At 70.6% G+C, this 20,573-nt stretch carries 10 protein-coding genes (1 of these 10 only partly in view); 4 read left to right on the top strand and 6 right to left on the bottom strand.

The window, feature by feature from the left end; all coding sequences use genetic code 11:
- Positions 1 to 5: 5 nt before the first annotated feature.
- The 6 genes from NS3_RS03410 to NS3_RS03385 all read right to left on the bottom strand — a co-directional run bounded on the left by NS3_RS03410 (position 6) and on the right by NS3_RS03385 (position 8,263).
- Complete coding sequence (locus NS3_RS03410; RefSeq protein WP_067853326.1) at positions 6 to 1,952, bottom strand: acetoacetate--CoA ligase; 1,947 nt, start codon at positions 1,950 to 1,952, stop codon at positions 6 to 8.
- A gap of 26 nt (positions 1,953 to 1,978) precedes the next feature.
- Entirely contained in the window at positions 1,979 to 2,806 is an 828-nt protein-coding gene (locus tag NS3_RS03405; RefSeq protein WP_067853323.1) for an HpcH/HpaI aldolase/citrate lyase family protein, read from the bottom strand.
- A gap of 3 nt (positions 2,807 to 2,809) precedes the next feature.
- A complete protein-coding gene (locus NS3_RS03400; RefSeq protein ID WP_067853320.1) occupies positions 2,810 to 3,328 on the bottom strand; it encodes a MaoC family dehydratase in 519 nt (172 codons plus the stop codon).
- 74 nt (positions 3,329 to 3,402) lie between these two features.
- Entirely contained in the window at positions 3,403 to 4,563 is a 1,161-nt protein-coding gene (locus NS3_RS03395) for an acyl-CoA dehydrogenase family protein (protein ID WP_067853317.1), read from the bottom strand.
- Positions 4,560 to 6,653, bottom strand: a complete 2,094-nt coding sequence (locus NS3_RS03390) for an acetyl/propionyl/methylcrotonyl-CoA carboxylase subunit alpha (protein ID WP_067853314.1) — start codon at positions 6,651 to 6,653, stop codon at positions 4,560 to 4,562. Before NS3_RS03390 ends, NS3_RS03395 begins: the two co-directional genes overlap by 4 nt.
- A 5-nt stretch (positions 6,654 to 6,658) precedes the next feature.
- Positions 6,659 to 8,263 (bottom strand): carboxyl transferase domain-containing protein, encoded by a 1,605-nt coding sequence (locus tag NS3_RS03385; protein WP_067853311.1) that lies wholly within the window; start codon positions 8,261 to 8,263, stop codon positions 6,659 to 6,661.
- 120 nt (positions 8,264 to 8,383) lie between these two features.
- Between NS3_RS03385 and NS3_RS29900 the strand changes: the two genes are divergently transcribed.
- The 4 genes from NS3_RS29900 to NS3_RS03365 all read left to right on the top strand — a co-directional run.
- Positions 8,384 to 9,208, top strand: a complete 825-nt coding sequence (locus tag NS3_RS29900) for a TetR/AcrR family transcriptional regulator (RefSeq protein ID WP_067853308.1) — start codon at positions 8,384 to 8,386, stop codon at positions 9,206 to 9,208.
- Positions 9,209 to 9,247: 39 nt separating this feature from the next.
- Positions 9,248 to 9,673 (top strand): PPOX class F420-dependent oxidoreductase, encoded by a 426-nt coding sequence (locus tag NS3_RS03375; RefSeq protein WP_067853305.1) that lies wholly within the window; start codon positions 9,248 to 9,250, stop codon positions 9,671 to 9,673.
- 88 nt (positions 9,674 to 9,761) lie between these two features.
- The gene (gene cobM, locus NS3_RS03370; protein ID WP_067853303.1) at positions 9,762 to 10,529 is read left to right on the top strand and encodes a precorrin-4 C(11)-methyltransferase; all 768 of its coding nucleotides are present in this window, start codon (positions 9,762 to 9,764) and stop codon (positions 10,527 to 10,529) included.
- 377 nt (positions 10,530 to 10,906) lie between these two features.
- Positions 10,907 to 20,573 carry the start of a non-ribosomal peptide synthetase gene (locus NS3_RS03365; protein ID WP_067853301.1) on the top strand. 34,295 nt of this gene lie beyond the right edge of the window, so only the first 9,667 of its 43,962 coding nucleotides appear in the window; its start codon is at positions 10,907 to 10,909; its stop codon lies off the right edge, out of view.

Here is a 20,573-nt window from a genome sequence, read left to right as displayed (position 1 = left end):
CGCCCCTACTTCTCGCCCGGCCCGACGGCGGCGTACCAATCCAGCAGGTCGGGGTCGTCGACCGCGCTGCGCTCGACGACGCGGGTGGCGTCGGCGCCCTGCAGCAGCTTCTTGATGGGCACCTCGAGTTTCTTGCCGGTGCGGGTGTGCGGGATGCCGGGCGCGAGCAGGATCTCGTCGGGGACGTGCCGGGGCGAGACCTCGGTGCGGATGACCCGCTTGATGCGGTCGATCAGCTCGGCGTTCAGTTCCGCGCCGGGGGCGAGCAGGACGAACAGCGGCATCCAGTAGCCGCCGTCGGGCTGCTCCACGCCGATCACCAAGGCCTCGGTGATCTCGGGCAGGCTCTCGACCGCCTGGTAGATGTCGGCGCTGCCCATCCGGATGCCGTGGCGGTTGAGCGTGGAATCCGAACGACCGTGCACGACGATGCTGCCGTGGTCGGTGCGGGTGATCCAGTCGCCGTGCCGCCATACGCCGGGAAACATATCGAAATAGGCGTCGTGGTAACGCTTTCCGTCCTCGTCCCGCCAGAACGCGACCGGCATGGACGGCATCGGCGCGGTGACCACGAGTTCGCCGACCTCGCCGCGCACCGAGTTGCCGGACTCGTCGTAGGCATCCAGGGCGACGCCGAGATAGGGCGCCGACAGTTCGCCCGGCCAGACCGGAACCGTGCGGGCCCAGCCGAGGAAGGCCGAGACCACGTCGGTGCCGCCGCTGATCGACGCGACCGGCACGCCGACGTTGTCGCGCAACCACAACGCCGAGGACGGCGGCAGGGCCGAGCCGGTGATGCCGACCAGGCGCAGCGGCGACAGGTCGTGCTCGGCCGCGGGATGTGCGCCCGCCTTGATGCAGGCCAGGACGTACCCCGGGCTGGTGCCCAGGACGGTGGCCCCGACCTCGGCGGCCAGCCGCCACAGACCGTCCGGGGCCGGATAGGTGGGGCTGCCGTCGTAGCAGACGATGGTGGAGCCGATCAGCAGGCCGGCGACCTGGAAGTTCCACATCATCCAGCTCGGGCTGGTGTACCAGAAGAAGGTGTCCTCGGGGCCGATGTCCGATTGCAGCGCAACGGCTTTGAGATGTTCGAGGACGACGCCGCCGTGGCCGTGCACGATGCCCTTGGGCAGGCCGGTGGTGCCGGAGGAGAACACGATCCACAGCGGATGGTCGAAGGCAACCTGCTCGGTCGCGAGCTCCGGCGTGGCACCGGTGCTCGCGACGGCCTCGGTCCACGAGGTGGTGTCCGGCACGATCCCGCCGAGCCGGTTCACCACGATGGTCGAGCGCAGTGTCGGCAGGCCGTCGCGCAGCGCGGCGATATCGGCGCTCTTGTCGTGGGCCTTGCCACCGAAGCGATAGCCGTCGGCGGTGATCAGGACGGTGGGCTCGAGCTGGCCCAGCCGATCGAGGGCGGCCTTGGGGGAGTAGTCCTGGCCGCAGGCGCTCCATACCGCGCCGATGCTCGCGGTCGCGAGGAAGGCGACCACCGTCTCGGGGATGTTGGGCAGGTAGCCGATGACGCGGTCGCCCGGTCGCACGCCGAGGCCGCGCAGCGTGTGCGCCAGGGCCGCGGTCTGGTCGATCAGCTCGGCCCAGGAGACCTCGCGGACCGGCTCGTCCTCGGTGAGGGCGAGGATCGCCGGGCGATCGGTGCGGGCCTGGCGCAGCACTCGGTCGACGTAGTTGAGCCGGGTGCCGGGGAACCAGTTCGCGCCCGGCATCCGATCGTCGGCCAGCACCTCGCCCGCGATCGAGCCGAGGTCGAAGTACTCCCAGACCGCGCGCCAGAACCCGGGCAGATCCCGCACCGACCATTCCCACAGCCGTTGGTAGTCGGCCCGGTCGGGCGCGTCGTAACTGCTGTGTTCGGCCGCGAATCGGGCGAAATCCGTGATCCGGGCCTCGGCGATATCGCGCTCGGTCGGCGTCCACTGTGGTTGCATGGCGGTGCTCCTCGGTGCCCGGGTGATCAGTGGCGTCCGGCGCGACGCAGCATTTGTTCGGCGTGCAGCAGGACCGGGCCGTCGACCATCCGGCCCTCGAAGGCGAACACGCCGCGATGGTGGGGCACCTCGGCGAGCACTCGCTTCGCCCAGGAGATCTCCGCCTCCGACGGCGCGTAGGCGGCCCGGATCACCTCGACCTGGCTGGGGTGGATGGCGACCTTGATGTCGAAGCCGGAGGCCACCGCGTCCTCGGATTCGGCGCGCAGGCCGTCGAGATCGCGGATGTTCAGGTAGACCGAGTCCAGGGCCAGCGTGCCGTGGGCCTTGGCGGCCAGCAGTGTGGTGGAACGGACGTGCTTGGCGACGTCGCGGTAGGTGCCGTCGGGGTGCCTGCTGCTGGTACCGCCCAATCCGGCGACGAGGTCCTCCGCGCCCCACATGACGCCGATGGCATTGCCGGCCCGCACCACCTGGTTCACCGCGAGCGCACCCAGGGGTGACTCGACCAGGGCGATGACCTCGAAATCGGCCAGGCCGGCGATCTGCTCGGCCGACTCGGCCTTGGGCAGCATGAGCCTGCGGTAGCGGGTACCGGCCAGGGCGAGCAGGTCCAGGGCGTGCTCGTCGGTGCCCGCGGCGTTCACCCGGATCACGGTGCGCTCGGGGTCCAGCGGCGTGTCCACCAGAGCCGCACGGGCGGCGGCCTTGTCGGCGGGCGCCACCCCGTCCTCGAGATCGAGGATCACCACATCGGCCACATCGGCCGCCTTCGCGAACCGCTCCGGACGGTCGGCGGGGCAGAACAGCCACGCCGGACCCGGCATCTCCCAGGTGCTTCCCGTACCCGACATCTACTACTCCGTTCCCGACCGGTCCGGCCGCAGCCGCACCAGGGTCTTGCGGGTGGCCGTCGCGACCACCTCGCCGTGCTGATTACGCGCTGTGTGCGCGAAGGTGACCACACCCTCGCCCGGCCGCGACGCGGATTCGCGTTTGCCGATCACCACGGTCTCGGCGTACATGGTGTCCCCGTGGAACAGGGGCTTGGGGAAGGCGATCTCGGAGAACCCGAGGTTGGCCACGATGGTGCCCTGGGTGAGCTGGGCGACCGACAGGCCGATCAGCGTCGAGAGCGTGAACATCGAATTCACCAGACGCTGGTTGAACGGCGGCAGCGCGTCGCTGAACGCGGCGTCCAGGTGCAGCGCCTGGGTGTTCATCGTCAGCGTGGTGAACAGGACGTTGTCGGCCTCGGTGATGGTGCGGCCCGGCTTGTGCTCGTAGACCACATCGGTCTCGAACTCCTCGAACCACAAGCCGCGCTGGACGATACGGCGCGGCTGCGCTGCCTCCTTCGGCCCCTGACCGCTCACAGGCTGTGTCTTCTGGGCCTGTGGCGGGGGGCCTGCGTGGTGATGCTGCGCTGCCTCCTCCGGCCCCTGACCGCTCACAGGCCGAGCTCCCGGCCGATCAGCATCAACTGCACCTCTGTCGTCCCCTCGCCGATTTCCAGGATCTTGCTGTCGCGGTAGTGCCTGGCGACAGCGTATTCGTTCATGAAGCCGTTGCCGCCGAAGATCTGGGTGGCATCGCGGGCATTGTCCATCGCGGCCTCGCTGGCGACCAGTTTGGCGATGGAGGCCTGCTTCTTGAACGGCTTGCCCGACAGCATGAGCGCGGCGGCGTCGTAGTAAGCGGCGCGGGCGGCGTGCGCGCGGGCCTCCATCCGGGCGATCTTGAAGGCGATGGCCTGGTAGGTGCCGATCGGCTTGCCGAAGGCCAGGCGCTCCTTGGCGTAGCGGACGCTCTCGTCCACGCAACCCTGCGCGGCGCCGACCGACAGCGCGGCGATGGCGATGCGCCCCTCGTCGAGGATGCGCAGGAAATTGGCATAGCCGCGACCGCGTTCACCGAGCAGGTTCTCCTGCGGTACCCGCACGTCGGTGAACGTGAGCGGGTGGGTGTCGGAGGCGTTCCAGCCGACCTTGTTGTAAGCGGGTTCGGCGACGAAACCGGGGGTGTCGGTGGGCACCAGGATGGTGGAGATCTCCTTCTTGCCCTCGGTCGTGCCGGTCACCGCGGTCACCGTCACCAGGGTGGTGATGTCGGTGCCGGAATTGGTGATGAACTGCTTGCGGCCGTTGATGACCCAGTCGTCGCCGTCCGGCACGGCGGTGGTTCTGGTGCCGCCCGCGTCGCTGCCCGCGTCCGGTTCGGTGAGGCCGAAGCCGGCCAGAGCACGACCGCTGGTGAGTTCGGGCAGCCAGCGCTGCTTCTGCTCCTCGTTGCCGAACCGGTAGATGGGCATGGCGCCGAGCGAGACACCTGCCTCCAGCGTGATCGCCACGCTCTGATCGACTTTGCCCAGTTCCTCCAGCGCGAGGCACAGCGCGAAGTAGTCGCCGCCCATGCCGCCGTACTCCTCCGGGAAGGGCAGGCCGAACAGGCCCATCTCGGCCATGCCCGCCACCACCTCGTAAGGGAAGGTGTGCGCGGCGTCGTGCTCGGCCGCGACCGGCGCGACCACCGACTGCGCGAAATCCCGCACGGTCAGGGCGAGATCGCGGTAGTCCTCGGGCAAGGTGCCGGTGGACAGGAAGTCGGTCATGCGGAAAGTCCTTCTCGATCGGCGGATTCGGAGGGGGGTGCGGTGGCGCTCTCGGGCGCCGCGACGATGCGGGCCAGCGGTTCGTCCAGGCGCACCTGGGCGCCCGCCTCGACGAGCACCTCGACGATGCCGCCAACGGGTGCGGTGAGCGTGTGCTCCATCTTCATGGCCTCCACGACGACGACCGGGGCGCCCGCGGCGACCCGTGTGCCGGAGGCGACCGGCACCGCGATCACCGACCCCGGCATGGGGCTGCGGATCTCGGCGTCGCCCACGTGCGCGTCGTCGCCGCGCACGCTGACCTCGGGGACCGCGCGCAGCGTCGTCACGCCGCCGCCGCAGACCCACAGCGTGTCGGCCTGTTCGGCGACCCGATAGGTGCGGCGTATCCCGTCGATGGTCAGCGCGAGCACACCGCGAGCACCCGGAGACCCGGCGGCCGGGCCGGACTCGGCGAACTCGAATTCGGCCCGCACCGTGTGGCTCTCGCCCTCACCGATCCGGACGACGGCGTCTTCCGGCACGCCGGTCAGGTACACGTGCTCGACGCGCTCACCGGCGGCCAAGCGGATGGGGGTCGGCGCGTGCGTACCCACTCGCCATCCGGAGGGCACATCCCACAGCGACCGCGATGCCCCGATACCCGGCTGTCCGGGTTCGCGGCGCAACCAGTGGTAGGCGGCGGCCACCACGAAATCGTCGTCGGAGGCGACGGCGGGCACGAAGTCGTCGACCCGCCGGTCCAGCAGTCCGGTGTCGAGCCTGCCCGCGCGGACATCCGGGTCGGCGAGCAGGAAGCGCAGGAATTCGATATTGCTGGTCACGCCGAGCACGGCGGTATCGGCCAGCGCGCGGTCCAGCCCCGCCAGCGCGGTGGCACGGTCGTCGGCGTGCACGATGACCTTCGACAGCATCGGGTCGTAGTCGCTGCCGACCACGGTGCCCACTCGCAGGCCCGAATCCACCCGCACGCCGGTGCCTTCGGGCTCGGACAGGTCCAGCACGGCTCCGCCGGTCGGCAGGAAGCCGCGACCGGGATCCTCGGCGTAGACGCGCGCTTCCACGGCGTGGCCGGTCAGCCGGATGTCGTTCTGCGTCAGGCCGAGTTCCTCGCCCGCGGCGATGCGCACCTGCGCCTCGACCAGGTCGACGCCGGTGACCATCTCGGTGACCGGGTGCTCGACCTGCAGGCGGGTGTTCATCTCCATGAAGAAGAACTCGTCGGGGCGGTCGGCGGAGACGATGAATTCGACGGTGCCCGCGCCCACGTAGTCGACGCTGCGGGCGGTGTCGCGGGCGGCGGCGCCGATCCTGGCGCGAGTCTCGGCGTCGAGCAGCGGTGAAGGGGCTTCCTCGATCACCTTCTGATGCCTGCGCTGCAGGCTGCACTCCCGCTCGCCCAGATGCACGACGGCGCCGTGGGTGTCGGCGAGGATCTGCACCTCGATGTGGCGGGGGCGGGTGACGAAACGTTCCAGGAACAGCGTGTCGTCACCGAAGGCCGAGCCGGCCTCCCGGCGCGCGCTGACCAGGGCGGCGGGCAGGTCGGCGGGATCGTCGACGCGGCGCATGCCCTTGCCGCCGCCGCCTGCCGAGGGCTTGACCAGCACCGGGTAGCCGATGTCGGCGGCGGCCGCGATCAGTTCGGCGTCGGTGAGCCCGGGCCGGGCGATGCCGGGGACGACGGGCACGCCGAAGGCCGAGACCGTGGTCTTGGCGGCGATCTTGTCGCCCATGATCTCGATGGCGCAGGCGGGCGGGCCGATGAAGACGATGCCCGCCTTCTCCAGCGCGGCGGCGAAGGCGGCGTTCTCGGACAGGAATCCGTAGCCGGGGTGTACGGCCCGGGCGCCGGTGCGCCGCGCGGCGTCGACCACCTTGTCGATGTCGAGGTAGCTCTGCCGGGCCGGGGCGGGACCGAGGCGGACGGCGACATCGGCCTCGCGCACATGGCGGGCGCCTGCGTCGGCATCGCTGTAGACGGCGACCGAGCGGATGCCCAGGGCGCGCAGGGTGCGGATGACGCGCACCGCGATCTCGCCGCGATTGGCGACGAGCACGGTGTCGAAGGTGCGGTTGTGTTCGGTCACTGCTCTCACATCCGGAAGACGCCGTAGGAGACCGGTTCCAGCGGCGCCTGTCCGCACACCGACAGAGCCAGGCCGAGCACGGTCCTGGTGTCGGCCGGATCGATCACGCCGTCGTCCCACAGTCGTGCGGTCGAGTAGTAGGGATTGCCCTGGTGTTCGTACTGCTCGCGGATCGGGGCCTTGAAGGCTTCCTCGTCCTCGGGCGACCAGGGGTTGCCCGCGCTGTCGAGCTGGTCGCCGCGCACGGTGGCCAGCACCGAGGCCGCCTGTTCGCCGCCCATCACCGAGATCCGGGCATTGGGCCACATCCACAGGAATCGCGGTGAATACGCGCGCCCGCACATGGAGTAGTTGCCCGCGCCGTAGGAGCCGCCGATCACCACGGTCAGCTTCGGCACCCGCGCGCACGCGACCGCGGTCACCATCTTCGCGCCGTGCTTGGCGATACCGCCCGCCTCGTAGTCGCGACCGACCATGAAGCCGGTGATGTTCTGCAGGAACAGCAGCGGGATCTCGCGCTTGTCGCACAACTCGATGAAATGCGCGCCCTTCATGGCCGATTCGGCGAACAGCACGCCGTTGTTGGCGACGATGCCGACCGGGTGCCCGTGGATACGCGCGAACCCGGTGACCAGGGTCGTGCCGTATTCGGCCTTGAACTCGTGGAAGCCCCCGCCGTCGTGAACCCCGCCGGGATGCCCGTCGACGAGCCGGTGGATCACCTCGCGGACGTCGTAGGGGGTGCGCGCGTCGACCGGCACCACGTCGTAGAGCTCCTCGGTGGGCAGGGCGGGCGCGACGGTCTCGCGGACCTCCCACGGTGAGCTCGGGCGCGGGCCGAGGGTGTCGACGATGCGGCGCACGATGCGCAGCGCGTCGCGGTCGTCCTCGGCGAGATGGTCGGTGACCCCGGAGGTGCGCGAATGCAGTGCGCCGCCGCCCAGTTCCTCGGCCGTCACGACCTCGCCGGTCGCGGCCTTCACCAGCGGCGGGCCGCCGAGGAAGATGGTGCCCTGATCGCGGACGATCACCGCCTCGTCGCTCATCGCGGGCACGTACGCCCCGCCCGCGGTGCAGGAACCGAGCACAGCCGCGATCTGTGCGATGCCCTTGGCGCTCATCGTCGCCTGGTTGTAGAAGATGCGGCCGAAGTGCTCGCGATCGGGGAAGACCTCGTCCTGGCGGGGCAGGAACGCACCGCCCGAATCCACCAGGTAGACGCACGGCAGGTTGTTCTGCAGCGCGACTTCCTGCGCGCGCAGGTGCTTCTTCACCGTGATCGGGTAGTAGGTGCCGCCCTTGACCGTGGCGTCGTTGGCGACGATCACGCATTCGCGCCCGGAGACCCGGCCGATGCCGGTGATGATTCCCGCGCCGGGGCACTGGTCGTCGTACATCCCGTCGGCCGCCAGCGGGGAGAGCTCCAGGAACGGGCTGCCCGGATCGAGCAGCTGGTCGACCCGCTCGCGGGGCAGCAGCTTGCCGCGCGCCACATGTCGCTCGCGCGCCTTCGCCGGCCCGCCGAGCGCGGCGGTCGCCAATCGCTCGCGCAGCTGCGCGGTGAGCGCCTGGTGCGCCGCGCGGTTGCCGACGTCGCGGTTGATCGTCATCCCGCCTCGCTTCTCGGAAGATACGTGGAGAGCCCCGGCCGGGCCGTTCCAGTTAGTCGCTGATAACTGGAACTCAGGTTAAACTCGATTAACTGAGTTGTCCAGAGTGGGAGCGAGGACGTGGTCGAAACCGAGCCTGCCGTCGAAACCGAAGCCGCCGTCGGAACCCGTCGGGAGCAGCTGAAGGCCGAACGGCGCAGGCAGCTGCTCGACGCGGGCGCGCGCCTGATCGCCGACCGCGGTTTCCTCGGTGTCCGGCTGGACGATCTCGGCGCGGCCGTCGGCATCAGCGGACCAGCCGTGTACCGGCACTTCGCCAGCAAGGAAGCGCTGCTCGTCGAGCTGCTGGTCGGGATCAGTCGGCGACTGCTCGCGGGCGGGCGCGCGGTTTTCGACGAGTACCTCGATTCCTCCGATGAGGCCGAGCCGCACGACGGCGGGCGGGTCGACGGCGGGCGGGTCGACGGCGGGCGGGGCGACGTCGCCTTCGGGGGCAGCCCGGCAGGCGGAGCCGGTCGTGGGGAGGACGGCGGCGGCCGGATGGACGTCGCCTTCCGTGGGGACCACGGCCGGGACGACGGCCGGGATGACGGTGGTGCGCGGGCGCATGCCGAGACCGCGCTCGCCGCGCTGGTGGACTTCCACCTCGACTTCGCGCTCGGCGAGCCGGAACTCATCCGCATCCAGGATCGTGACCTCGACAATCTGCCCGCCTCCGCCCGGCGGCAGGTGCGCAGGACCCAGCGCGAGTACGTCGAGATCTGGGTGGACGTGCTGCGCCGGTTGCTGCCCGCGCTGCCGGAGGAACAGGCCAGGGTGCGCGCGCACGCGGTGTTCGGTCTGCTGAACTCGACCCCGCACAGCGCCACCACGGCGACCGCCGCGCGCGCCAGACCGGTACTGCGCGACATGGCGTTGTCCGCGCTCGCGGTTGCGCCCCGGTGAGATCGGCGGGGCCGGGCCGGCGGGGCTAGGGTGAGATCCATGGCCTCGCTCTCGGATGATCGGGTTCGCGAATTCCTCACCTACGGCACCAGGACGGGCAAGCTCGCCTTCGTCGCCTCGGACGGGCGCCCGGTGGTCGTGCCGATCTGGTTCTTGGTCGAGGGCGAGGAGATCGTCTTCACCACCGGCGCGGACACCGCCAAGGCGAAGGCCTTCGCGCGTGACCCGCGAGCGGCGCTGTGCGTGGACCTCGAGGATCCGCCCTACGCCTTCGTGCAGATCCAGGGCACGGTGACGACCTCGGAAGAGCCCGGCGAGCTGTTGCGCACCGCGACCGCGCTCGGCGCTCGCTACATGGGTCCCGACCGCGCCGAGGAATTCGGCCGCCGCAACGGCGTGCCCGGCGAACTGGTCGTGCGGCTGCGCCCGGCCAAGGTGATGGCCGCCTTCGATGTGACGGCCTGAACCCCGGGTCGCCGTCCCGCATGCCGGACTCCCGGGCGTGCCGGACTGGTGACGGCGACGAAACCGCCGCCGTGCCAGACTCACGTCCATGACCGTGCACTTCATCGGGGCCGGACCGGGCGCCGCCGACCTGCTGACCGTGCGCGCGGTCGCGCTGCTGCGCGACTCGCCCGTGTGTCTCTACGCGGGCACCTATCTCGATCCCGAGGTGCTGGCGCACTGCGCGCCCGGCACGCAGTTGATCGACACCCAGCACCTCGATCTGGACGAGATCACCGCGCACCTGGTCGCCGCGCATCGCGAAGGCAAGGACGTCGCGAGGCTGTGCTCGGGCGACCCGTCCCTCTATTCGGCCCTCACCGAGCAGACCCGCCGCCTCGACGCGCACGACATCCCGTGGGACGTCACGCCCGGCGTGCCCGCCTATGCCGCGGCCGCCGCGCTGCTGGGAACCGAGCTCACCGTCCCCGAGGTCGTCCAGTCCGTCGTGCTGACCCGCACGCGCAAGCGTTCCACCGCCATGCCGGAGTCGGAGTCCTTGAGTGAGTTCGCCCGCACCGGGGCGACGCTGGTCCTGCACCTGGCGATCACTCGCGCTCGCGTCCTCGCCGAGGAGCTGGCGGCCCACTACGGCCCGGACTGCCCGGTCGCCGTCGTCCACCGCGCCTCGCAGCCCGATCAGCTCGTCCTGCGCGGCACCCTGGCCGATATCGCCGATCAGGTGGAGGCCGCCGAGCTGCGTCAGGCGGCCGTGATCCTCGTCGGCCGGGCCCTCGCTCCGGCCGTCACCTGCACCACCTCGCACCTCTACGATCCGGCCCGCGACCGGCGCCCGCAGCAGCCATCCGGTGTCTGACCGGGGATGTCACGGTGTGATGTCCGCAACACCGGATCTCGAGTCGGACATGCCCGATGCTGCCAGGCGTAATGCTCTCCGGCTATGGGGCTTGGTTGGTCGGGTGGCCGCCGCGACGGTAGATTGTTCCGGTGATCAGCAACGAACGTCTCGGCTCGGCCGGTCGGTGGGCAGATGGCACGGTCGGGCCGATGTAACGACGTCGGCTGAAGACAGATAGTGCCAGTGAACTTCTTTGCCCGAGGTCTTCACCGAGCACGGCAAGGATTCGAGAACTACAAGCATGGGACGCAGGCGCCACGACTCGCAGACGTGGGGTCGGCGTCCGGGTGTCGTCTGGGAGCGCTCAGTGTGGTGCTCCGGAAGCGAGGTTACGGTTGGACCGGCGGGATTTCGGCGCGAACGGCGAAGCACGTGGCGAGTACTTCCCACTGTCGCCCGCGCAGCTGGGTATCTGGTACGCCCAGCACGTCGATCCGCAGGTGCCGATCAATATCGCACAGTACGTCGACATCCGGGGCGAACTGGATCTCGACGCGCTGCAGCGTGCCAGCGCGGCCGCCGGCCTGGAGATGGGCTCGGGCTTCCTCCGGATCGTCGAGCGCGACGGTGAGCCGCTGCAGATCGTCGATCCCGGGCTGGACGCCACTCTCGAATACGTCGATCTGCGCGACGCCGACGACCCGGAGGCCGCGGCCGCCGAGTGGATGCGCGCGGAGTACAGCCGCCCGCTCGACATCGTCGAAGACCGTCTGATCCGCGCCGCCGCGCTGCGGCTGGCCGAGGACCGCTGGTACTGGTACTCGCGCGCCCATCACATCGTGCTCGACGGCTTCGCCGCGATGACCTTCCAGAACCGGATCGCCGAGCACTACACGGCCATGATGGCCGGCGCCGAGGCGAGCCCGTCCAAGGCCACCGATCTGCGCGCGCTCTACGAGTCGGAGCTGGCCTACCGCGACAGCTCTCGGTTCCGGAGCGACAAGGAGTACTGGGCCGAGCGGGTCGCGGGCCTGGAGGAAGGCTCCAGCCTCGCCGGCCGCTCCGCACCGCCGGCCTCGGTCAACGGCGTCACCAGCGCCGCGCTGAGCCCCGAGCAGGACGCCAGGCTGACCGAGGCGATCGCCCGCCACGACAACTCCCCGGCCGGACTGCTGATCGCCGCCTTCGCCGGTTACCTGGCGCAGATGACCGGCGTCGAGGACGTCATCCTGAGCCTGCCGGTCACCGCACGCACCACCGCGGCCATGCGTCGTTCCGGCGGCGCGGTGTCCAACATCGTGCCGCTGCGCCTGCGCGTGGCCCACGACACGACCGTGGCCGACCTGCTCGAGCAGGTGCGTCTGGCCGTTTCCGGCGCGCTGCGCCACCAGCGTTACCGCCACGAGGACATCCGCCGCGACGCCGCGGGCGACGGCGTGGTGACCACGGAATTCTTCGGTCCGTGGGTCAACATCATGCTGTTCCACAGCGAGGTGACCCTGGGACGCACCGAGGGGCAGCTCAACGTGCTGTCCACCGGCAGCATCGAGGATCTGGGCGTCAACTTCTACCAGTCGGTGGCGGGCAGCCGTTCGCACATCGACTTCGAGACCAACCCGAACCTCTACTCCGATGCCGAGGCCGCCGCCCACCACGGCCGCTTCCTGGAATTCTTCGATCGCTTCCTGGCCGCCGACGCCGACGCCGTCGTGTGGGATCTGCCGGTCGTCGGCGAGGCGGAGCGCGAACGCGCGCTGGTGGAGTGGAACGACTCCGCCGCCGAGGTGCCGGAGACCACCCTCACCGCGCTGCTGGACGCGCAGGCGCTGCGCACTCCCGACCGGATCGCGCTGGACTTCGAGGGCGAGACGCTGACCTACGGCGCGTTCGCCGCGCGGGTCAACCGGCTGGCCAGGTACCTGATCGACGACGGCGTGGGGCCGGAGTCGCTGGTGGCGCTCGGTATGCGCCGGTCGCTGGATCTGGTGATCGGCATGCACGCGGTGCTGGCCGCCGGTGGCGCGTATGTGCCGATCGACCCGGATCATCCGGCCGATCGCACCGCCTACATCCTCGACAGCGCCGACCCGGTGTGCGTGCTCACGGTCTCCGGCGACGAGCTGGAACTGCCGGACACGGTGCGCCGCGTCGAGATCGACACCCTGGACGTGGCGCGTTTCGCCGCCGCGCCGGTGACCGACGTGGAGCGGCTCGGCCCGCTACGTCCGGGCAACACCGCCTACGTCATCTACACCTCGGGTTCGACCGGCCGTCCCAAGGGCGTCGCGGTCACCCATCACGCGATCGTCAACCAGCAGCTGTGGATGCTCGACGAGTACCGGCTCACCGAGGACGACGTCTACCTGCAGAAGACCGCGACCACCTTCGACGTGTCGCTGTGGGGGTACTTCCTGCCGCTGATGGTCGGCGCCAAGCTGGTCGTCGCCTCGCCTGACGGGCATCGCGACCCGCTCTACGTCGCCGACATGATCGAGCGGCACGGGGTGACGGTCACCGACTTCGTGCCGTCCATGCTGACGGTGTTCGTCTCGCACGCCACCGCGGAGCAGGTGCGCAGCCTGCGCGCGGTGTTCGTCATCGGTGAGGCGCTGCCGCCGGAGACGGCCGCGCAGTTCCGCGCCCTGACCAGTGGTGCGAACGGGCAGGCCGCGGGCCTGCACAACCTCTACGGTCCCACCGAGGCCGCGGTCTCGGTGACCTACTGGGAGGCCACCCCGGCCGACACCGTGACCGTGCCGATCGGCATCCCGGAGTGGAATGTCGATGTCTACGTGCTGGATTCGCGGCTGCGTCCGGCCGCGATCGGCGCCCCGGGCGAGCTGTACCTGGGCGGGCGCCAGCTGGCGCGCGGCTACCGTGGCAGGCCCGATCTGACCTCGGACCGCTTCGTCGCCAATCCCTTCGGCGGAAGCGGTTCCGCCCCGGCCGGTTCGCGCATGTACCGCACCGGCGATCTGGTGCGCTGGAACGCCGCGGGCACGCTGGAGTACATCGGCCGCACCGACTTCCAGGTGAAGTTCCGCGGTCAGCGCATCGAGCTCGGCGAGATCGAGACCGTCACACTGGCCCATCCGTCGGTCAGCCAGTCCGCGGTGCTCGTGGTCGACACCGCTACCGGTCAGCAGCTGGTCGCCTACGTGGTGCCCGCGCCCGGCCAGAGCATCGACCCGGCCGAGCTGATCCGCTTCACCGCCGAGCAGCTACCGAGCTACATGGTGCCCGCCTCGGTGATGGTGCTCGAGGCGTTCCCGCTCAACACCTCCGGCAAGCTGGACCGCAAGGCGCTGCCGGAACCGGTGTTCGCCGCCGACGCGGGCTACCGCGCGCCGCGCACGCAGGCCGAGCAGATCGTGGCGAACATCTTCGCCGACGTGCTCGGCCAGGACCGGGTCGGTATCGACGACAACTTCTTCGACCTGGGCGGCAACTCGCTGGTCGCCACCCAGGTGGTCGCGCGCGTCGGCGCGGCGTTCGGCACCAGGATCGGTGTGCGCGCGCTGTTCGAGATGCCCACGGTCGCCGCCCTGGCGACGCGTGTCGCCGCCGAGGCGCACAACGCCGCGCCGCCGTTGGTCGCTCAGCAGCGGCCCGAACGAGTGCCGCTGTCGCTGGCCCAGCAGCGGATGTGGTTCATCAACCAGTTCGATCCCACGGTGCCCAGCTACAACCTGCCGTTCGTGCTGCGGATGCGCGGTCTGCTGGACGTGGACGCGATGCGCATGGCGCTGGCCGACGTGGTGGAGCGCCACGAGGTGCTGCGCACCTTGTTCCCCGAATCCGGCGACGGCGGCTACCAGTTCGTGGTTCCGATGGAGCAGGTGGAACTCGGTGTCGACCTGCTCGACACCGACGAGGCCGCGCTGCCCGCGGCGCTGACGGAATTCGCCTCGCGCGGTTTCGACGTCTCCCGTGAGCTACCGATCCGGGCCAGGATGTTCCGGTTGCTCGACCGGCAGGGCGCGGTCGCCGAGTTCGCGCTGGCGTTCGTCGTGCACCACATCGCCGCGGACGGATTCTCCTTCGGGCCGCTCTCGCGCGATATGACCGCCGCCTATCTGGCCAGGGCGGCCGGGCAGTCTCCGATGTGGGAGCCGCTGCCGGTCCAGTACCAGGACTACAGCATCTGGCAGCGGTCGCTGCTGGGTGACGAGCGGGACGAGAATTCCACCGCCGCTCGCGAGATCGCCTACTGGCGCTCGGCGCTGGCCGGCCTGCCCGACGAGCTGGAACTGCCCACCAGTCGCCGCCGCCCGGCCGAGCCGAGCTTCCAGGGCGGCCGGGTCCGGTTCGTCGTGGACGCCGAATTGCACAGCGCCCTGGCCGCGTTCGCGCGCGAGCGCAGCGTCAGCCTGTTCATGCTGCTGCACGCGACGCTGGCCGTGCTGCTGGCCCGCATGTCGGGCACCTCCGACATCGCCATCGGCACCCCGGTGGCCGGACGTGGCGAGCAGGCGCTGGACAACCTGATCGGCATGTTCGTCAACACCCTGGTGCTGCGCACCGAGGTCGACGGCGACGAGACCTTCTCCGAACTGCTCTCCCGCACCAGGGAGACCGACCTGTCCGCCTTCGCGAACGCCACCGTGCCGTTCGAGCGGCTGGTGGACGTGTTGAGCCCGGCGCGCTCGCGCTCGCGCTCGCCGCTGTTCCAGGTCGCGCTGTCGCTGCAGGAGATGTCGCAGGCGACTCTCGAACTGCCCGGCCTCACCGTCGAGGCCAAAGAGGTCGAGGTCGACATCGCGAAGTTCGACCTGCAGTGGACGCTGACCGAGCAGCGCGACACCGTCGGCAAGCCCGGCGGGATCGATGCCGTCGTGCAATACGCGGTCGATCTGTTCGACGAGGAAGCCGTGGTCGACCTGGCCGCCCGCTTCACCCGGCTGCTGGCCGAAGTGCTCGCCGCGCCGGGCAGCCGGGTGGGCGATCTGCCCCTGCTCTCGGCCGAAGAGCACCTGCGTCTCACCACGATGCGCGGCGGCGAGGTCGGCGAAACCGGCCTGCTGCCCGACGTTTTCGCCGCTGCCGCGGCGACGGCGCCCGAGCACGTCGCGGTCTGCGACAACGAGCGCGAGTGGACCTACCGAGAGCTCGACGACGCCGCCGCGCAGCTGGCGCGGCTGCTCATCGACCGCGGCGTCGGCCCCGACGACCTGGTCGCCGTGGGCATTCCGCGGTCGCTGGAATCGGTACTGGCCATCTGGGCAGTGGTGAAGACCGGCGCGGCTTGGCTGCCGGTCGACCCCGACTATCCGGCCGACCGCATCACCCACATCGTCACCGACTCCGGCGCGGTCCTCGGCCTCACGGTGGAATCGGTGCGCGCCGACCTGCCGGGGTCGCTGGAATGGCTGACCGTCGACAGCCCCGAGATCCACGACGCCTGCGCGGAGTACGCGACCGGGCCGGTGACCGACGCCGACCGGGTGCGACCGCTGCGGCCGGAGAATCCGGCCTACGCCATCTACACCTCCGGGTCGACCGGCAGGCCGAAGGGCGTGCTGGTGCGGCAGCGGGCGATGGCCGGGTTCGCGGCGGTGCAGACCGCGCGTTACCAGGGCGCCGCCGATGCCAGGGTGCTGCACTTCGCGTCGACCTCGTTCGACATCTCGGTCGCCGAGCTGCTGCTCGCGGTGGATTCGGCCGCCACGCTGGTGGTCGCGCCCGCGGGCACCCACGCGGGCCCCGACCTGACCGCCCTGATGCGGTCCCGGCGGGTCACCCACCTGATCATGACGCCGTCCGCGGTGGCCACGCTGGAACCGGCGGACCTGCCGGACGTGCGCGCGGTGATCGTCGGCGGCGAAGCCTGCCCGCCGGATCTGGTGCGGCGCTGGGCCGACGCGGGCCGGGTGTTCATCAACGCCTACGGCCCGACCGAGACCACCATCGTCGTCAACATCAGCGAACCGCTGCCCGCGGCGGGACCGGTGACGATCGGCGCGCCGATCGCGGGTATCGCCGAATGGGTGCTCGACGATCGCCTTCATCCGGTGCCGGTCGGCGCGATCGGTGAGCTGTATGTCGCGGGCGAGCAGTTGGCGCGCGGCTACCACGGCCGCGCCGCGCTCACCGCCGATCGTTTCGTGGCCTGCCCGTGGCTGCCCGGCGCCCGCATGTACCGCACCGGCGACCTGGTGCGCTGGGCCGCCGACGGCACCGTCGACTACATCGGCCGCAACGACTCGCAGGTCAAACTGCGTGGTTTCCGTATCGAACTCGGCGAGATCGAGGCCGCGCTGACCGGCCTGCCGAATATCCGGCAGGCGGTGGCGATCGTCCGCGCGGACGAGCGGCGCGGCGACCAGCTGGTGGCCTACCTGGTCGGCGAGGGCGACGACGTGGACACCGGCCAGGTGAAGGCGGCCGTGGCGCGGGTGCTCCCGCCGCACATGGTCCCGGTGGCGCTGGTGGTCCTCGACGCGATCCCGCTCACCCCCAACGGGAAGCTGGACCGGCGCGCGCTGCCCGCCCCCATCTTCGAGGTGCGCGAGTTCCAGGCGCCGACGACCCCGATCGAGGAGATCGTCGCCCAGGTCTTCGCCGAGGTGCTCGACCTGCCGCGCGTCGGCGTGGACGACGACTTCTTCGATCTCGGCGGCAACTCGCTCATCGCCACCCAGGTCGCCTCCCGGATCGGCATCGCGCTCGACACCCGTGTGCCGGTGCGGACCCTGTTCGAGGCGCCCACCGTCGCCGCGCTCGCCGCTCGCGTCGAATCGCAGGCCGGTGACGGCGCGCGCAAGGCCCTCGTCGCACGCGAACGGCCCGAGCAGGTTCCGTTGTCGCTGGCGCAGCAGCGCATGTGGTTCCTCAACCGGTTCGACACCTCCTCGGCGGTCAACAACATCCCGGTAGCGATCCGGCTGTCCGGTGAGCTGGACGTGGCCGCGTTGCAGGTCGCCGTCATCGATGTCATCGACCGGCACGAATCGCTGCGCACCGTGTTCCCCGCGACCGGGACCGGCCCCGTGCAGGTGGTGCTGGACGCCGCGCAGATCGTGCCCGACCTCACGCCCTACCGGGTCACCGAGAACACGCTGCTCGAGCACCTGATCAACCTGGCGGGCATGGCTTTCGACGTGACGAGCGAAGTGCCGCTGCACGCGCGTCTGTTCGAGATCAGCGAGACCGAGTTCGTGCTCGGCATGGTGGTGCACCACATCTCCGCCGACGGGTGGTCGATGGCGCCGCTCGCGCGCGACGTGATCGTCGCCTACGCCGCGCGCACCAGCTGGGAGGCGCCGGCGTGGTCCGAACTGCCGGTCCAGTACGCCGATTACGCGCTGTGGCAGCGGGAGGTGCTCGGCTCCGAGGACGACCCGGCCTCGCTCATCTCGAGCCAGATCCGGTTCTGGACGAAGGAACTGGCCGATCTGCCCGATGAGCTGGCGTTGCCCGTGGACCATCCGCGTCCCGCGGTGGCGTCCTACCGCGGCGGCACCTATTCCTTCGTGATCTCCGAGGAGACCCAGCGCGCGCTGGTCGACCTCGGCAGGCGCTACAACGCCTCGCTGTTCATGGTCATGCACAGCGCGCTGGCGGTGCTGCTGGCCCGCGCGAGCGGCAGCTCCGATATCGCCATCGGCACCCCGGTCGCCGGTCGCGGCGAGGCCGCCCTCGACGAGCTGATCGGCATGTTCGTCAACACCCTGGTGCTGCGCACCGAGGTCTCGGGCGCGGCGAGCTTCGCCGAACTGCTCGACCGGGCCCGCGAGGCCGACCTGCAGGCGTTCGCGCACGCCGACGTGCCGTTCGAGCGCCTCGTCGAGGTGCTCAACCCGGCGCGTTCGCAGGCGCGCCACCCGCTGTTCCAGGTGATGCTGGCGTTCCAGAACACCAAGCAGGCGTCGTTGCAGCTGCCCGGCCTGTCGGTCGAGGGCATCGACTACGACCCCGGCCTGGCGAAGTTCGACCTGCAGCTGACCCTGCAGGAGACCCACGACGAACACGGCGAGCTGGCCGGCATGGCAGCCGAGTTCTCCTACGCCCTCGACCTTTTCGAGGAGTCGACGATCGCGGCGCTGGCGCGTCGCCTGGATCGGGTGCTCGCCGCCGTCGTGGCCGACCCGGACGTGCCGATCGGCGATATCGACCTGCTCGCTCCCGAGGAGCACGCGCGGGTCCTGGCCGACTGGAACGACACCGCCCATCCGGTGCCGTCGGGAACGCTGGTCTCGCTGTTCGAGGCGCAGGCCGAGGCGACCCCCGACGAGATCGCGCTGGTCTACGGCGACGAGCGGCTGACCTACGCCGAACTGCGCGCTCGGGTGAACGACGTCGCGGGCGAGCTGATCGCCGCGGGCGTCGGCCCGGAGTCGATGGTGGCGCTGGGCATCCGCCGGTCGACCGAGCTGGTCGTGGCCATGTACGCGGTGCTGACCGCGGGCGGCGCGTACGTGCCGCTCGACCTGGACCAGCCCGCCGACCGTATCGCGCACATCCTCGGCACCGCCGTGCCCGCGCTGGTGCTGACCACCCGCCGTGACGGTTTCGCCGAGGTCGTCGGCGAGGCGGCGCGCACGCTGTTCGTCGAGGATCTGATCGCCGACGCTCGCCGCGGCGGTGCGCCGATCACCGACGCCGACCGGGTCGCCCCGCTGCGCCCGGGCAACACCGCCTACGTCATCTTCACCTCCGGATCGACCGGCCGCCCGAAGGGTGTGGCGGTCGGCCACGCGGCGATCGTGAACCGCCTGCTGTGGATGCAGGCGCAGTACCCGATCGACGCGACCGACGCCGTGCTGCAGAAGACGCCCGCCACCTTCGACGTGTCGGTGTGGGAGTTCTTCTGGCCCTTGCAGACCGGTGCGCGCCTGGTCGTGGCCAAGCCCGACGGGCACCGCGATCCGGTGTACCTCGCGCAGATCATCGCCGACGAGGGCATCACCACGGCGCACTTCGTGCCGTCGATGCTGTCGGTGTTCGTCGCCACGCTCAGCAGCGACACCCTCGGCAACGGCACAGACGGAGATGCGCCGCTGTCCGCCGTGCGCCTGCGGCAGGTCTTCGCCTCCGGCGAAGCGTTGCCCGCCCCGCCCGCGCAGCGCCTGCGCGAGCTGACCGGCGCGCGTGTGCACAACCTCTACGGCCCGACCGAGGCCGCTGTCGACGTGACGTACCACGAGGTCACCGCCGCCGATCAGGTGTCGGTGCCGATCGGCCGTCCGGTGTGGAACACTCGGGCGCTCGTTCTGGACGCGCGTCTGCACCCCGTCGCACCGGGTGTCGCGGGTGAGCTGTATCTGGCGGGCGATCAGCTGGCCCTGGGCTACCTGGGCCGCAGCGATCTGACCTCCGACCGGTTCGTCGCCGATCCCTACGGCGCCGCCGGGGCGCGGATGTACCGCACCGGTGACCTGGTGCGCTGGAACGCGGCCGGTGAGCTGGAGTACCTGGGCCGCACCGACTTCCAGGTGAAGCTGCGCGGTCTGCGCATCGAGCTCGGCGAGATCGAGGCGGCGCTGCTGGCCCAGCCCGGCGTCGCCCAGTCGGTCGTGGTCGTGCGCAACGATCCGCACGCGGGCGATCAGCTCGTCGGCTACGTGGTGGCGGACCCGGACGATCCGGTCGTGGCCGACACGGTGAAGTCCGGGCTGGCCGCGAGCCTGCCCGGCTACATGGTGCCCTCGGCGATCGTCGTGGTCGACGCGTTCCCGGTCAACGCCTCGGGCAAGCTGGACCGTAAGGCGCTGCCCGCGCCGGTTTTCGAGGCCAAGACCTTCCGCGCCCCGGCGACCCCGATCGAGGAGATCGTCGCCGGCATCTTCGCCGACCTGCTCGGCGTCGATCGCGTCGGCGTGGACGACGACTTCTTCGCCCTCGGCGGCAACTCGCTGGTCGCCACCCAGGTCGCCGCCCGGCTGAGCAACGCGCTCGACACCGAGATCGGCGTGCGCGCGCTGTTCGAGGCCCCGACCGTCGGCGCGCTGGCCGCGCGGGTCGAATCGCACGCCGGAACCGGTGTGCGCCAAGCGCTCACGGCGGGGCAGCGGCCCGAGCATCCGCCGCTGTCGCTGGCTCAGCAGCGCATGTGGTTCCTCA

Origin of the sequence: Nocardia shimofusensis NBRC 100134 (genome assembly GCF_001613125.1) — a bacterium.
Lineage (GTDB): Bacteria > Actinomycetota > Actinomycetes > Mycobacteriales > Mycobacteriaceae > Nocardia > Nocardia shimofusensis.
This window is presented reverse-complemented; position numbering and strand designations above follow the sequence as displayed.

Excerpts from the sequence above, each read along its gene's own strand:
- NS3_RS03410 (WP_067853326.1), bottom strand. The coding sequence starts at position 1,952 with ATGCAACCACAGTGGACGCCGACCGAGCGCGATATCGCCGAGGCCCGG.
- NS3_RS03405 (WP_067853323.1), bottom strand. The coding sequence starts at position 2,806 with ATGTCGGGTACGGGAAGCACCTGGGAGATGCCGGGTCCGGCGTGGCTG.
- NS3_RS03395 (WP_067853317.1), bottom strand. The coding sequence starts at position 4,563 with ATGACCGACTTCCTGTCCACCGGCACCTTGCCCGAGGACTACCGCGAT.
- NS3_RS03385 (WP_067853311.1), bottom strand. The coding sequence starts at position 8,263 with ATGACGATCAACCGCGACGTCGGCAACCGCGCGGCGCACCAGGCGCTC.
- NS3_RS03375 (WP_067853305.1), top strand. The coding sequence starts at position 9,248 with ATGGCCTCGCTCTCGGATGATCGGGTTCGCGAATTCCTCACCTACGGC.
- cobM (WP_067853303.1), top strand. The coding sequence starts at position 9,762 with ATGACCGTGCACTTCATCGGGGCCGGACCGGGCGCCGCCGACCTGCTG.